Origin of the sequence: Pseudomonas sp. PDM28 (assembly GCF_019219115.1) — a bacterium.
Taxonomy (GTDB): Bacteria; Pseudomonadota; Gammaproteobacteria; order Pseudomonadales; family Pseudomonadaceae; genus Aquipseudomonas; species Aquipseudomonas laurylsulfatiphila.
Genome location: NZ_JAHUWG010000002.1, coordinates 210,281 through 224,747, shown reverse-complemented (window position 1 = coordinate 224,747; position 14,467 = coordinate 210,281). Strand labels below are relative to the sequence as shown.

11 protein-coding genes are annotated in these 14,467 nt (G+C 57.7%); 5 read left to right on the top strand and 6 right to left on the bottom strand.

Annotated elements, in window-relative coordinates:
• Positions 1 to 261 precede the first annotated feature (261 nt).
• Positions 262 to 1,545 carry a histidinol dehydrogenase gene (hisD, locus tag KW841_RS04320; RefSeq protein ID WP_102699585.1) on the top strand — a complete coding sequence of 428 codons (1,284 nt, stop codon included), beginning with the start codon at positions 262 to 264 and terminating at the stop codon, positions 1,543 to 1,545.
• A gap of 501 nt (positions 1,546 to 2,046) precedes the next feature.
• Here hisD and KW841_RS04315 read toward each other — a convergent pair.
• From KW841_RS04315 to KW841_RS04295, 5 genes are all read right to left on the bottom strand, one after another.
• Entirely contained in the window at positions 2,047 to 3,642 is a 1,596-nt protein-coding gene (locus KW841_RS04315; RefSeq protein WP_218473863.1) for a GMC family oxidoreductase, read from the bottom strand.
• A 127-nt stretch (positions 3,643 to 3,769) separates the two neighbouring features.
• Positions 3,770 to 4,849 (bottom strand): ABC transporter ATP-binding protein, encoded by a 1,080-nt coding sequence (locus KW841_RS04310; protein ID WP_007974792.1) that lies wholly within the window; start codon positions 4,847 to 4,849, stop codon positions 3,770 to 3,772.
• A 5-nt stretch (positions 4,850 to 4,854) separates the two neighbouring features.
• Positions 4,855 to 5,646, bottom strand: coding sequence for an ABC transporter permease (locus KW841_RS04305; protein WP_007974790.1), 792 nt, complete (start codon positions 5,644 to 5,646; stop codon positions 4,855 to 4,857).
• A 28-nt stretch (positions 5,647 to 5,674) separates the two neighbouring features.
• Positions 5,675 to 6,610: an ABC transporter permease gene (locus KW841_RS04300; RefSeq protein WP_218473861.1), complete on the bottom strand. Its 936-nt coding sequence runs from the start codon at positions 6,608 to 6,610 to the stop codon at positions 5,675 to 5,677.
• 117 nt (positions 6,611 to 6,727) lie between these two features.
• On the bottom strand, positions 6,728 to 7,888 hold the full coding sequence (locus KW841_RS04295; RefSeq protein WP_007974786.1) for a PotD/PotF family extracellular solute-binding protein: 1,161 nt from the start codon (positions 7,886 to 7,888) through the stop codon (positions 6,728 to 6,730).
• A 565-nt stretch (positions 7,889 to 8,453) separates the two neighbouring features.
• On the opposite strand from KW841_RS04295, the gene KW841_RS04290 reads away from it, so the two are divergent.
• Positions 8,454 to 9,590, top strand: coding sequence for a thiamine pyrophosphate-dependent enzyme (locus KW841_RS04290; protein WP_256357702.1), 1,137 nt, complete (start codon positions 8,454 to 8,456; stop codon positions 9,588 to 9,590).
• A 96-nt stretch (positions 9,591 to 9,686) separates the two neighbouring features.
• Here KW841_RS04290 and KW841_RS04285 read toward each other — a convergent pair whose 3' ends face one another.
• Positions 9,687 to 10,553, bottom strand: coding sequence for a helix-turn-helix domain-containing protein (locus tag KW841_RS04285; RefSeq protein ID WP_218473859.1), 867 nt, complete (start codon positions 10,551 to 10,553; stop codon positions 9,687 to 9,689).
• Between the two features lie 544 nt (positions 10,554 to 11,097).
• Between KW841_RS04285 and KW841_RS04280 the strand changes: the two genes are divergently transcribed.
• The 3 genes from KW841_RS04280 to KW841_RS04270 all read left to right on the top strand — a co-directional run bounded on the left by KW841_RS04280 (position 11,098) and on the right by KW841_RS04270 (position 14,465).
• Positions 11,098 to 12,267 carry a Gfo/Idh/MocA family protein gene (locus KW841_RS04280; RefSeq protein WP_218473857.1) on the top strand — a complete coding sequence of 390 codons (1,170 nt, stop codon included), beginning with the start codon at positions 11,098 to 11,100 and terminating at the stop codon, positions 12,265 to 12,267.
• A 210-nt stretch (positions 12,268 to 12,477) separates the two neighbouring features.
• The gene (locus KW841_RS04275; RefSeq protein WP_256357701.1) at positions 12,478 to 13,368 is read left to right on the top strand and encodes a glycoside hydrolase family 3 N-terminal domain-containing protein; all 891 of its coding nucleotides are present in this window, start codon (positions 12,478 to 12,480) and stop codon (positions 13,366 to 13,368) included.
• Positions 13,369 to 13,580: 212 nt separating this feature from the next.
• On the top strand, positions 13,581 to 14,465 hold the full coding sequence (locus KW841_RS04270; RefSeq protein ID WP_218473852.1) for a sugar phosphate isomerase/epimerase: 885 nt from the start codon (positions 13,581 to 13,583) through the stop codon (positions 14,463 to 14,465).
• Positions 14,466 to 14,467: the final 2 nt, after the last annotated feature.

The window sequence follows — 14,467 nt, the reverse complement described above, 5'->3', positions numbered from 1 at the left end:
CGAGATAGCGTGCATTGCTACAGGCTGCGGAACAGTTTTGCTCACCTCGTTTTTGAGAATAAAAGGTTATACGAATAAGTGTGATTGCCCGTGGCAGAGGGGCGGGGCTGTCAGGAGTGCTTCAACTTTGCGTCTGTGCTGCGTCAGATCGCGTCAGCAATAAGACGGCTGCGAAATTGCCCGGAGCAGGGGGGGTGAGAAAAGATGTTTGCCAATGCTGAGTGCATGTTGCGTGCATCAAGAACCACCTGGAGCATATTGATGATTCGTTATCTGAAAAAAAGTAAGCCCGTCGAAGCCCAAGCCGAAATCGCTTTGCAAGTGCGCGATACGGTCGAGCAGATCATTGCCAATGTCGCCAAGAACGGCGATGCAGCCGTTCGGGAGTATTCGAAGAAATTTGATAAGTGGGAGCCTGCGACCTTCCGCCTGACCGACGAAGAAATCGCCGCGTGCGTTGCCAGTCTTTCGGAACAGGAAATCGGCGACATCAAGTTTGCGCAGGCACAGGTCCGTCGGTTTGCCGAGGTACAGAAAGCCTCGATGCACGATGTCGAAGTCGAAACCCTCCCGGGTGTGATCCTTGGGCATCGCAACATTCCGGTGAACTCGGTGGGCTGCTACATCCCCGGAGGCAAATATCCGTTGCTGGCATCGGCACACATGAGTGTCCTGACGGCTAAAGTCGCGGGCGTGAAGCGGGTGGTTGCAGCCGCGCCGCCCTTCGACGGCAAGCCTCATCCGGCCATCGTGACGGCCATGTACCTCGCCGGCGCCGATGAAATCTATTGTGTCGGCGGCGTTCAGGCGATTGCTGCCCTGGCGTTGGGGACCGATGACTTCAAGCCGGTCGATATGATCGTCGGGCCTGGCAACGCATTTGTCGCCGAAGCCAAGCGCCAGCTGTTCGGCAAAATCGGCATCGACTTGATTGCCGGCCCGACCGAAACACTGGTGATAGCCGATGACAGTTCCGACGTAGAAATCATTGCCGCAGACTTGCTGGGCCAGGCCGAGCACGGCGTCAACTCGCCAGCGGTGTTTTTGACCAACAGTGCCGAACTGGCAGAAACCCTGCCGGCGGAAATCGAGCGTCAACTGGCCATTCTGTCGACCGCACCCGTCGCCTCCGTCGCCTGGCGTGACTATGGCGAGATCATCCTGTGCGACACCGTGGATGAACTGGTCCAGGAAGCCGACCGCATTGCCTCCGAACACGTCCAGGTCATGACCCGAGACCCGTTGTACTTCCTGGAGCATATGACCAACTACGGCGCGCTGTTCCTCGGGCAGCGGACCAATGTCTCCTACGGCGACAAGGTGATCGGCACCAACCACACATTGCCGACCACCGGGACTGCGCGTTACACCGGCGGCCTGTGGGTGGGCAAGTTCATCAAGACCTGCACCTATCAGCGTGTCCTGACTGATGAAGCCTCTGTGCTGGTCGGCGAGTACTGCTCCCGCCTGTGCGGCATGGAAGGTTTTGCCGGGCACAAGGAACAGGCGGATATCCGCATTCGCCGTTACAAGCAGGCTGTCTGATTTCTCCCGTTTATAGAGCGCAACCTTTGTCGGCGTGACAGCGCTCTTTTTTGAACATCGAACCGGCGGATCTCACCAGGCCGCTTGGTTAGTTGCAGCACTTGGCAAGCGGGTAGCGGGAGAAAGGGTCGTTTCTCGGTACTGCTGGTCACTCTTACCGCTTTTCCAAGTGTTTTCGGCTCCCCAATTGGGGGGCTTTTTTTTATTTTTCATGGAATCCTGGGAAACACGTGCACCACCAAGGTCGAGTGTTAGCTCGCCTCGCGGTGCTGTTGCGGTGCACGCCCCTCAAGAGGCAGAGCGCAGGATCTGCGCCGTCGGCAGCCCGGCATGGATGCCGGGATGGCCAATGGCGGAGCGATCTGATCCCGCGACACAGCGTTGAACGACGGGACGAAATGGGCGTGCTAGCGGGTTGATTCAATCGATTCTACGGGTCTGAGCCACCGGCAGGAAATTGGCCGCGATGGCGTCGACTGTGCCGCCATCGCGCCCAGGCTCCTACAGAGACTGATCAGCACGCTGAATGTGATCAGCCGCTTTTTCGCCGATCATGATTGCCAGTGCATTGGTGTTGCTGGAGCACAAGCTCGGCGCGATGGAGTTGTCGGCGATCCGCAGACCATCGATCCCGTGTACACGCAGATCGTTGTTCACCACCGCCATGGCGTCCGTACCCATCTTGCAGGTGCCTACCGGATGCAGTGCAGCGTGGGCGTGTCGGCGCACGAATCGCCGATAGTCATCACCTGTGCGTAACGGTTCTGCGGGCACATGCTCGCGCTGAATGTGGCCGGCCAATGCGGCCTGGGACATGATGTGCCGACCAAACTCGGTGGCCTGGGCCATGCACTCCACATCGAGCGGGTCGGTCAGGTAGTTGGGCTCGATGCGGGGCAAGTCCATGGGATCTGCGCTGTGCAGTTGCAGGAAACCGCTTGAACGGGGGCGGGTCTGACACACATTCAAGGTGCATCCGTTGCCACCAGGGACGGAACCTACACCGTCCTCGACCCCAGCCCCGGCCATGAAACAGTACTGGGCGTCCGCACGATTTTCGGCCAGGGAAGTACGCCAGAACGCGCCACCTTCGACCACGTTGGAGGTTACCGGGCCTTGCCGAAACAATGCGTACTGCGAGCCGGCGGCGATCTTCCAGTGAGGTTTTTTGTACTTGTCGTAGCTCAATGGGCGACGCAATTCATTGATCAGCGACACTTCGATGTGGTCCTGCAGATTCTGCCCGACCCCTGGCAGGTCATGGATTACCTTGACGCCTTTGTCGTGCAGGTGACTGGCCGGCCCGATACCCGACAGCATCAACAACTTTGGCGTGTTGATTGCCCCGGCACTGACAATCACTTCACGATCGGCCCTCAAGACATGGCGACGGTTTTTCTCAAGGTACTCAACGCCCGTGGCGCGACCGTTCTCGACCAGGATTCGCAAGACCCGGCAGTGGGTTCTCACCGTCAGATTGGGGCGCCGGCGCGCCGGCTTCAAATAGGCGACCGAGGTGCTCGATCGCAAGCCGTTGCGGGCATTGATTTGATACAACCCGCAACCGTCCTGCACACCGGAGTTGAAATCGGCATTGTAGGCCAACCCTGCCTGCTGGCAGGCCTGTAGCCAGAGTTTGGTCAAAGGATGGGTAAATCGTTGATCGCAGACACCGAGCGGGCCATCGGTGCCATGGGCGTCGTTGCTGAAGCGGTCATTGCTTTCGCATTTCTTGAAAAACGGTAGTACGTCCTTGTAGGCCCAACCCCGGGCACCGCCATCGGCCCAACTGTCGTAGTCGGCAGGTTGCCCGCGCAAGTACACCATGGCGTTGACTGAACTCCCACCGCCGAGCACCCGGGCTTGCACCATGGTCGGATTCGGCGCGCCGATATAACCGGCTGGGGGCTCCCAGGGGTAGCGTTCAACCAGATTTCCCTGGCTGGTTTTATAGAATCCCACCGGGAGATGGATAAACGGATGGGTGTCCCTCGGCCCTTCTTCCAGCAGCACGACTGACGCTTGGGTATCTTCGCTCAGGCGCGCGGCAATGACGCATCCGGCTGACCCACCCCCGACCACGATATATTGGACCATTATTGTTCACCGTGCAGGTCAAAAAAAACGCCGGATCAGGCTCTTGGTGAAGAGCTGATCCAGCGTTGAGGCTACTGTCAGACCCTGCGCGAAATGCCGCAGGGATCGTCGTTCAACCGAAAGCTGTTCAGGCAGGTATCACCACGAAACTGTCCGGTTTACAGGTCAGGGCGACATCCGCCCCGGGCGGCAGCGTGAGGCTGCCGGGGGTGGGCAACTGCTGGCATTTGAGGTCGAGGGTACCGCCGGCTACGGCGACACGGTAAATGACCCGGTTGCCGATAAACGACGTGTCTTTGACTTTCCCGGCAAAGGCCCCGTTGGCCAGCGGGTTGCCCAGTGCAGGCTCAAGGCCGATGGTTTCGGGACGGATCGAGACATTGACCGGTCCGGCACTCAGGCTGTTCTTGGCCGTGTGTGCGTAGCGTCCGAACGGTAGCTCGACATAACCACTGCTGGTATCACCCAGTCCATAGGTGCCGTTGACGATATTGGTGTCGCCGAAAAATTTCGCGGCGAACAACGTGCGCGGCGACCAGTACATCTCTTGTGGTCCACCGATCTGCTCGATGCCACCCTTGTTCAGCAGCACCACCCGGTCGGAGAGGATCATCGCTTCGTCCTGGTCATGGGTGACGTAAACGAAAGTGGTCGAGGTCTCTTCGTGGATCCGTTTGATCTCGTTGAGCATGTGGTGGCGAATCTTCAGGTCCAGTGCCGCCAGCGGCTCGTCGAGCAACAGCACGGCGGGGCGGTTGACCAGGGCTCGAGCCAGGGCGACGCGTTGTGCCTGGCCGCCACTGAGCTCGGAGATCCAGCGATTCTTGAAGTTTTCCAGTTGCACCAGCTCCAGTGCCTTGGTCACTTCGCGCTTGATTTCGTCCCGCGGTTTCTTTTTCAGACGCAACCCGAAAGCCACGTTGTCGAAGACATCGAGATGCGGGAACAGGGCGTACTTCTGAAACACCATGTTGACGGGGCGATGTTCCGGCGCCAGCGCCGTGGAGTCCTTGCCGTCGATCACGACTTTGCCGGTGGTCGGCTCTTCGAAGCCCGCGATGATGCGCATCAGTGTGGTTTTGCCACAGCCACTGGGACCCAGCAAAGTCAGGATTTCGTTGCGCTTTACGGTCAGGTCGACTTTGCCCAGGGCAGTCAGATTGCCGTAGCTCTTGGATATTCCGGTCAGTTCGATACTGTTGGTCATGGCGATTACTCTGCAGTTTCTGCACGTTCAAGTTCGAGACGACGACGGCGCAGGGTCATGACCAGGCCGGCAATGACAATGATGGCAATGGTCACGACCAGCATGAACACCGAGGCGGCATTGATGGTTGGGCTGACGGCGCGGCGCATCATCGAAAGAATCATGAGTGGCAACGTGGTGTCGCTGCCGGTGACGAATACGGTGATCAGGAATTCGTCCAGGGAGAGGGCAATCGCCAGGATCGCCGCACCCGCAATCGTCGGGCCGATAATGGGCAGCGTCACCAGCCAGAACGCCTTGAGCGGTGACGCGCCCAAGTCACGTGCAGCTTCTTCGAACGACAGATCGAAGTACTCAAGACGTGAGCGTACGGACTCGACGAAGAATGGAAAGGTGAACAATGTATGGCCGATGATCACCGTCAGCAGTGATCGTGGCAGGCCAATCAGCGAGAAGAAAATCACCAGTGCAATTCCCAGGAATAAACCGGGCAAGGCGATGGGGGCGAAGTTCATGAAGGCAAAGACGGATTTGAACCGGCCCTTCATGCGCATCAGCGCCAGGGCCGAGAACGTTCCCAGCAAGGTGGTCAGAATGGCCGAGCCCGCGGCGACGATTGCGCTGTTGGTCAAAGCCGTCATGAAGTCCGAACTGCTGAACAGCGCCTCGTACCATTGGGTCGAGAAGCCCTCGAACGGGAATGACAGCGAGGCCGACGAATGAAAGCTGAACAGCGCGATGATCGCGATGGGCGCATAAAGAAACAGCATGTAGACGTAAGTGAAGAGCCTGATCATGGCGAGTTACCTTTTTTATGGGCGGTCATCAGTCGTGGTAACGCTTGCCGGGTGCCAGGTTTGCAGCCCGCAACACTCCCAGCAACAGCGCATAGACCAGCATGAAAACCAGCAGCAGCAAGTACGCCATCGCAGCCCCCAGTGGCCAGTTACCGACCGAGCGAAACTGATTGGCGATCACCAGGCCTGTGGTCATGGCGTCTCGGCCGCCCAAGAGCTGGGGCGTGACGTAGTCGCTGGCGGCAAGGACGAAGGTGAACATGAACGAGCTGACGATGCTCTTGTGGGCCATCGGCACGATCACCCGCCACAAGATGGTGGCGCCGCCGGCACCCAGATCCGCAGCAGCTTCCAGATAGTCCCTCTTGATATCGCGCAAACCCGACACCAGTAGCAGCAGGGTGAAGGGCAGCATAATGTGCACCAGGGTCAACACCACTGCGAACTTGCTGAAGACCAGCCATTCCAGCGGCTGATCGATCAGCCCCATGTGCATCAGCGTGGAATTGATCACACCGTTGGTGCCCAGGATCGAGCGCCAGGCGTAAACCCGCACCAGGTAGCTGGAGAACCAGGAGACCAGGGCCAGGTACAGCACGGCATTGGAGCGCGTGCGGTAAACAATGTAGTAGGCGACCGGGGCGCTGATGACCGTCGACAGCACCGCGGTCCAGAAGCCATTCTGCAAGGCGATCCATAGCGAGTCGTAGAACCCGGTGGCACTCAATGCCTTGGCGTAGTTGGCCAGGGTTGCCGCAGGTTCCATGCTGAAGGTCTTGGCGGTCCAGAAACTCGCGACCAGGAGCAGCAGCGACGGAATGAGGAAGAACACCACCAGGAAGAACAGCGGAGGCGACGCCAGCAAATACCCGCTGAGGGTTTTCTTGTCGATTTTCACGTGTTTGCCAGCCTTTGAATCCCTGTCATCGAGGAGGATGGGCTCGCTGTTGTTGACTACGTTCATGATTATTGTGCCTTTGCTTTTTGTTTCGATAACGAGCAGAGGAGTGAGTGCCCGCAAGCACCCGCTCTCTCGTACACACTCAAGCCGTTCTTTCACCTCACCGGATAGCCGAGGTGGTTAGAACGAGCCTTTGAAGTTCGCCCACTGATCGATCCATTCAGCATAGGTCACGTACTTGTCGGAGCTCAGGGGCGGCTGGCCGTAGAGCTTCGACTTCTCGAAAAAGCTGTCCAGGTTCGCGTAGTCGAAGGTGTTTCTCAGCTCTTCGGGGAGTAGCGGCACAGCCTTGCTGTTGACCACGCCAGAGAACATCGTGGTTGCCATTTTCGCCTGGGTATCGGCCTCGAGCGTCTTGTTGATGAACTCCAGCGCGAGCGGTACGTCCTTGGCGGTCTTGGGTATGAACAGGGCGTCACACCAGAGGGCAGCACCTTCCTTGGGCACTGATAGTTCTGTGACTACGCCGCGCTTCTTGGTCTCGCTTGGGGTGTTGGCCGACGCCGAAAATACCGCGTCGACTTCGCCCGAGACCAACAGCGAAACCGCATCGCCCGAGGAGGCAGCAAAGACTCGGCATTGATCACGATACGGTTTGAGTTTTTCGAAGGCGTCGTCGAATTCGGCGCGGGTCAGGTTAGGGAACTTGTCCCCGTAACCGGCAATGATCGCGATGAGTGACCAGTTGGAAGTGCCGTCATCGACAAAGGTCAGCCGGCCCTTCAATTTCGGGTCGAGCAGGTCTTTGTACTCGGTGGGTTTCTTCACGTTCTTAGGGTTGTAGACGATGGTGTTCATGCCCCACAACAGCGGGATGCCCCATTGTTTGCCATCCCAGTACCAGCGGCTGCCTTTATAGAAAAGCGGGACGGTATTTTCGGCGGAGTAGTTGGGGATCTTTGAGGTATCGATCGCCTTGAGCAGGCCCATTTCCTGATAGATGGTCTCGTAGCCCAGTGCGTACATGGTCAGGTCAAGCTGGACGGGGTCGGAGCCGGCCAGCCGCGCGGTGATGTCGTCCTGGTTGCTGGCATAGCTGGAACGTACGGTAATGCCACGTTGTTTGCGCCATTCGGCCAGCTCCGCATCACCGGTTTCACCTTCCCACCCAAGAATCTCCAAATGGCCGGAGGACGCGGCAAATGCACTGGGTACGAACGAACTGATGTACAACCCCGCGGCAGATGCAGCAGCCCCCAGCATAAAGGTGCGCCGGTTCAGGCTGATCGAATCCAGCTTGATGCCAGTTGATCCATAACCCGTCTCTCTTTCTTTTTTCATTTTGAGTTCCTGCCTAGGGTGGTTGTTTGCTAACAATTGGCGACCTGCATTGGCGTGGGCGCGGCGGGTTTAGCCGGACACGTCCCTATGCATGCGGTCATGTAAATCGGCAGAGTTATGGCCAGCATTGTTTCCATGCAGCTGGGGAGGTTGTGGCGCGGTGCTGCCTGGTAAACAGGGCATTGCGCAGTTGGCCTCCACTGGTCCGATCGACTCTTCCTTGGCTGGTGGCGCGCCACTTTCCCTGGATATCAAGGTGAAGCCTTCACGTGGCACGCCCAGCGCTTGATAGGCTCGGCTTGTTGTTTTCATGGATCGAGTATTGGCCTGGCGAGCAGGGCACTCAATTTCGCAGCCCCTTTAAAAGCGACGCACTCTGACGCATCAAAGTGACCTAATCGGCGCAGCAGGCTACTGATAACGATAGCCCCGCCAAAGCGGGGGATGGGCGGCATTCACCTGCGTCAATGTGCGTCTCTTTTGCGGGGGGTGCGAAATTGAGCGGTGTTCGTTCCAGGCGAATACTCCGATGAAGGTCTTGAGACGACGCAAGGTGCATCCGCCCTTGCGCCAGCGTCTATTCGATGGGAGTTTTTCTGTGAAGCTCACGGGTGGTCAGATTGTTGCGAAAGCGCTGAAAGCGAACGGTGTCGATTATGTTGCCGGCATGCCGGGTGATGGTTCGTGGGCCTTGGTGGAAGCATTGCTGAACACTGGCTCCGACATCCCGTTCATTCATGTCATACAGGAGCAAAGTGCAGTCCATCTTGCCGACGGCTACTTTCGTGCCTGCGGTCGTCCGATGGCTGTTCTCCTGCCGGCTCCGTTGGGTCTTTCGAAAGCCTTGGGCGGGATCGCGGTTGCTTTGGTGGATCGCTCGGCCATGCTGGTGATCAGTGGGGGGAACCCCGATCGCGGCGATGACCGGCCTGAATTCGCCGCCACTGGCATCACAAAAGAGCATGTGCGGGTTTCGGCGATTGAACAATTGCCACAGACCCTGCGTCAGGCCTTCGACACGATGTTCAGTGGTCGCATCGGCCCTGTAAGCCTGGACATCCCGGCGGCTGTTCAGAGCGCCTCGGTTGACGCCAGTTTGTCACCTGCGACCTTGCGAGCGAACAGCGCCAGCGACATCCCGCCTCTGATGGTTCACCGACCTATGGCGGAGTTGAGATCGGGCCTGGAAGAGGATGCGATTCTGATGGTCGGGACGCAGAGTCTCCAGGAAATAGTCGGCGAGATGTTTCCGGATTATCAGCACCGAGGTCATTTTTGCACCGCTGGCGTCGGTGCGGTGGGTTGGGCAGTTCCGGCAGCCATTGGCGCGAAGCTCGCCATGCCGGCACGTCAAGTGGTGTGTGCCGTAAGTGACGGGGATTTTTTGCAGTCGATGCAGGAGATGGCGGTGTGCGTGATGCACAGTCTTCCCGTGGTGTTTCTGGTGTTCAACAACAGCGGGCCTGAGTCGTTGAGCGATGTGCAGGTTTCGCTTGCGGGGCAGCATCGGGCCGGGGAATTCAATTTGCCGGACGGCAAGCCTTACTCGCCTGACTTCGCGGGCATCGCCAGAAACTTTGGTCTTGAAGCGTGGAGAGTCGAGCATGCTTCGCAACTCAATCCAGCCTTCATCAAGGCACTGAACAGCAAGGGGCCTTCGTTGGTGGAAATTATTACTGCGCGCAGTTCGCGTGAAACCTGATTAAACCTTCATGAGTGTAGTCACGCCATCCTGCGCCGCTGTCGACGCCCCGCCGATCATCGACGGGCACATCGACGGGACCGCCTTTCAACCGTCTTAATCCTGACCGCCCCAGACGATAGTGGCGTTATCGCCCGTCATGTATTCGCGCACTTCCAGCGGTAATGACTGATCGCTGGGAAGCACAGCGGTTGCATTGCGCAGGTGCTGTTTACGGATCTTGCCTTTGTCCACCAGCCCCAAGGCCATTCGGGTAGAGAAGGGCTGGCGGAAAGAAGACGACGCCACCCCGGTGACCAATCCGTAGAGAAAGCGGATCGGCCGGCGATGCTGCGGCGTGAGAATCGAAAACGTCATTTCGTTACGTTGCTTGCCCTCGAAATCGACCATGAACAGGCGATCACCCAGCAGCAGGCAGAAACCGTGATAAGTGAACGAGTAGCCGATCTTTCCGCTGCCATCGAGCAAGGGGAAGCGTTCTACGGTGACGTACTGGACCATTGAGTCGGTCCGGTACAGGCAGGTGACCGAACGCAGGATGCGGCCTTTATAGATGGACGAGTTGTGGTACCGGTAATAGACGCCCAGATAGTCTTCAAGCAGATCCGCCGACTGCTTCGCCAGGGGCAGGAAATGATTGAATTGCGCCGAGGCCCGCAAGTCTGTCGGTAGTTCGTTTTCGTAGCCCTCATAAAATTTCTTGAACTCGGCGGGCGGCCGGAAAAGGTCTTCGGCCTCCATCATGAAATACCGGCCGATCTTCTGCAGGATTTTCTGTGAGGGTACGTGCTGACCCACCAGGTACTTGTTGAACTGCTGGCGATTGACATCAACTTTGCGGCACATGTCTGCAACCGAGCGGCAAGACTCGACCAGCGTACTCAGGTTCTTTTGCACGTTGGCTTGCAAGTCGCTGCGAACCTGTTGTCGCTCAGGGTGCGAGGTGGCAGAACTTAACGACATGGGGGGCGAATCTCCTCGGCTGGGCATTTTTTATCTCGATGTAGGCCTGGGGTTAAGTGCAGAAGGTTATATAGGTTATAAATCAGTTATTGAAATAATCGGTCGTATAACTTCGTGCCAGCTTAAATACTTGAATTATCAGCGATTTAATTAAGCATGTTCCATGCCCGCTCAGGGTATTTAAGTTCAACCCGTCAATATCAGTCAATGCGTCAGATTGTAAGCGCTTGGCGGCGTGTCCCTGTACTGGCCGGCGGGAAAAGCCGCACCTCTGGGTGCCCAGGATGATGTGTCAGAACCACCATTGGGTACGCGCAAGCCCGATAAGTAACACTTCACCCGGCCCTCGGTAACAGATATTGGCCGTCGGCTTTGAAAGGGCACTCCAGATGACAAACAAAACCCCGGCTTGCCTGTGCAATGGCGAGTGCTTCAGTCCGCGTCATGTATCGATAGTGTGCGAAATGGTGCAAAGAAAGTTCGCCATCGATACTTCACTCCGCGCATTCGCAAAGTCAGTGTCAATTATTGGAGTCTTTAAGCGATGGCAAGGTTAACCGGCGACATTCCAGGGCAAAGGCGATTCAAGGTGGGCATGGTTGGCGGCGGGCAGGGCGCTTACTTCGCCAGCTATCACCGGGCGGCCATGCGTCTTTGCAATCGCTTCGAGATCATTGCCGGTGCCTTCTCCTCGGATGCCGACAAATGCCTAGAGGCGGGCGAGGCACTTGGCCTCCAGCCAGATCGGACTTACCTGTCATTCGAGGACATGGCCGCTGCCGAGTCACGTCGACCCGATCCCATAGAGGCGGTCGTCATCGTCACGCCCAACCACCTGCACTTTGAACCTTGCCGGTTGTTTCTGCGGGCGGGAATCCCGGTCATTTGCGACAAGCCGTTGGTCAACAGCACCGAGGAAGCCATTGAGTTGGCGAGTATTGCCGATCAGCACGATACGTTCTTCGCGCTGACCTATACCTATCAAGGCTATCCCATGGTCAGGGATGCCCGCAGCCGTATACAGGCCGGGGAGCTTGGCGACATTCGCTTCATGTATGTCGAGTATCTGCTGGAGTGGTTGGCGCCGGGTGTCTCGACGTTGAGCAAAAGCCTTGCCTGGCGTGGTGATCCAGAGAAGGCCGGCCCGACCGGTGTCGTGGGGGATATCGGCACACATGCCTTCAACATGCTTGAGTTTCTGTGCGGGCGTCGCTGCACAAGCCTGAATGCCAAGTTGACCACGGTCGTACCCGGCTGGGGACTGGACGATACCTGTGTGGTGCAACTGGAGTATGAAGGCGGCGTGGACGGTTTGCTGTGGGCCAGTTTCGCGGCACCCGGCCACCGTAATGGTCTGCGCTTCAAGATCATCGGCAGCAAGGCGTCGATCGAATGGTGCCAGGAGACTCCGGAAACGCTCCGGTTTTCGCCAATTGACGGCGCAGAGCGAATCTACCACCGAGGCCAGAGCGACAATGCCGCCCAGACGCTGAACTTCAGCAGTTTGCCCGCCGGCAATACCGAGGGTTACCTGGAAGCGCTTGCCGTTCTCTATGCCGACTTCGCCGAGGCACTCGGTGCCGGCGCAGGTTGGCGCACCGCGACCAGCATCCCGCTACCCGACATCCATGAAGGCGTGCGCGGCGTCGGCCTGTCCCTGGCGTGCGTCGAGTCGAGCCGACGGCGCGCCTGGGTGCCTTTTCCACACAACTGACACCTGCACGCTTCTAAAAAACGAGCGCTCTGCTCAACACTACGGAACTGAGGAAAATCGATGTCTGGCGAACTCCATAGAGCTGCATATTCGGTACTGCTTCCCGCGTTCGGGGATTTGCACCTGGACGATAACGTCCGACGTTATCTGAGCCGAGGTGGCGTTTCCCTTTTGCTGGGAGAGACACGGGAGGAGTACGTGGGCAGAGCCATGAGCGAGGTGCGAAAGAGTGCGGAAACCCAGGCAGACTTCGTCAACATCGCGCGGCAAGCGGCGTCATTGGCTGGGGCGCCAGTACTGATTGCGGTGGACCAGGAACTCGGCGGCATCGAACGCCTTCATCAATTGGTTCCTGCCATTGCGTCGAGAGCGCAGCTCAAGGCGCTGAGTTCGCAGGATATCGAACAGCGATGCTTCGAGATGGCCCAGGCGGCACGAAGCCTGGGGGTTAACCTGTTTCTGGCACCGATTGTCGACGTGGTGACCGGCGCCAATCCATGGCTACTCAATCGACACCTGGGCGCCGACCCGGTCGAGGTCAGCCGGGTTTCCTGTGCCTTTATCCGCGGGGTTCAACGGGCCGGCGTGATTGCGACGGCCAAGCATTTTCCTGGCCATTACGTCACTGAAGAGGACCCGGCGATTGCCCAAGCCACGGTTCCCGGGCCACTGGAGTTGCTGCATGACAACCTTGAGGTCTTCAAGGAAGTCATTGCCACTGGTGTCAAAGCGGTGATGCCGGGCCCCGCGGTGTTTGCGGCGCTCGACCCGGAACATTCGGCCTCCACCTCGTCAACAGTCATCGGCATTTTGCGCGACACCCTTGGTTTCGAAGGCTTGATCATTTCCGATGACCTCGATGCGGTGTCCATCCTCCGGGGAAATTCCATCACGGACACAGCCGTTGCGTCACTGTCGGCAGGCGCGCATCTATTGCTGGTGTCGAGTGAATCCGGCCTTGATGCCATCGCCGAGGCGATTGTTGCGGCCGTCCATGAGGGTGTACTGGACCGCGGGGCGCTATTGGCAGCCGCGTTCAAGGTTCGGGCGTTGGCCAATGCAACAACCGACCAGAACGCTTCGAGCCAGGACAAGTCCTGAACACAAATGAAAGCGAGGCATTGAGCGTGCTGTTTCCAGTGTTGCTTGATCTGGTCATCAGGCCTAGGCCAACCGGCTTTCAAACGCTTGAGTGGTCGACAATCGGAACCTGACGCATTGACTGCGTCAGTTTGCGCCGCATTTTGCGTAGCTGCGAAATCTCTACCTGAATCCGATCGCTCTACAATGAATGACAACGGTAGGAGCGTCATATGCAAACCCAAAACAATATCCTGGCCCTGCATTCCACAGTTGCAAAGCACTCGACCCTGGCGATGGACATCGACATCGCAAAGACCGTGGGTTTCGATGCGCTGGAGATCAACAGCGCAAAACTGGAAGCTTGGCTGCAGGCCGGTTACACCGAAGCGGAACTGAAAAACCTGCTCAAGGACGTGCCTGTCACAGGCATTGGTTACCTGAGGGATATCGAGCGCCAGGGAGCCGAACGCGATGACTTGCTGAAAGAGGCTGAGCGACTTTTTCAATTGGCCAACCTGGCAGGTGCAAAAGGTGTACAGGTTCTCACCGGGCCAATCAATGTTCAGGCCGTGATCGATTTTCAGCATCATGGCAAGAGCACGTATTACTCCGGCTTGCTGGGTTTTGATGAAGCGACTCAGTATGACTTGACTGCCAAGAACCTCGCCTTGCTGGCTGACCTGGCAAAGCAGTATGACGTGCTTCTTTATCTTGAAGCGCTGTCCTGGACCCCCTTGAACAGCCTGGACCATCAACTTCAGCTGATTGATCGCACCGAGCGCGATAACGTCAAGATCGTCATCGACTACTGGCATTGCTTTACCTCAGGCGTGAAACCGCAAGACATTGCCAGGATGAACAAAGACGTGATCTACGGCGTGCATGTTTGTGACTCGCTGCCGTTCGAAGGTGGCATTGCGAACGAAGCAATCCTCAGGGATGTGCCAACGGGAAGCGGGGTCTTGAACCTTGCCGAGTGGACTGCCGCAGTGAAGGCAACCGGGTACCAGGGCTGGTGGAGTTGTGAGTTGTTTTGCAAGAAGCAGCAACAACAGAACAGCTACGAAGTCGCCAAAGAGTTGAAGTCACTATTGACCCGGCTTGTGGGTCGATAAAC

Excerpts from the sequence above, each read along its gene's own strand:
- KW841_RS04280 (WP_218473857.1), top strand. The coding sequence starts at position 11,098 with ATGGCAAGGTTAACCGGCGACATTCCAGGGCAAAGGCGATTCAAGGTG.
- KW841_RS04295 (WP_007974786.1), bottom strand. The coding sequence starts at position 7,888 with ATGAAAAAAGAAAGAGAGACGGGTTATGGATCAACTGGCATCAAGCTG.
- hisD (WP_102699585.1), top strand. The coding sequence starts at position 262 with ATGATTCGTTATCTGAAAAAAAGTAAGCCCGTCGAAGCCCAAGCCGAA.
- KW841_RS04305 (WP_007974790.1), bottom strand. The coding sequence starts at position 5,646 with ATGATCAGGCTCTTCACTTACGTCTACATGCTGTTTCTTTATGCGCCC.
- KW841_RS04275 (WP_256357701.1), top strand. The coding sequence starts at position 12,478 with ATGAGCGAGGTGCGAAAGAGTGCGGAAACCCAGGCAGACTTCGTCAAC.
- KW841_RS04300 (WP_218473861.1), bottom strand. The coding sequence starts at position 6,610 with ATGAACGTAGTCAACAACAGCGAGCCCATCCTCCTCGATGACAGGGAT.
- KW841_RS04270 (WP_218473852.1), top strand. The coding sequence starts at position 13,581 with ATGCAAACCCAAAACAATATCCTGGCCCTGCATTCCACAGTTGCAAAG.
- KW841_RS04310 (WP_007974792.1), bottom strand. The coding sequence starts at position 4,849 with ATGACCAACAGTATCGAACTGACCGGAATATCCAAGAGCTACGGCAAT.
- KW841_RS04315 (WP_218473863.1), bottom strand. The coding sequence starts at position 3,642 with ATGGTCCAATATATCGTGGTCGGGGGTGGGTCAGCCGGATGCGTCATT.
- KW841_RS04285 (WP_218473859.1), bottom strand. The coding sequence starts at position 10,553 with ATGTCGTTAAGTTCTGCCACCTCGCACCCTGAGCGACAACAGGTTCGC.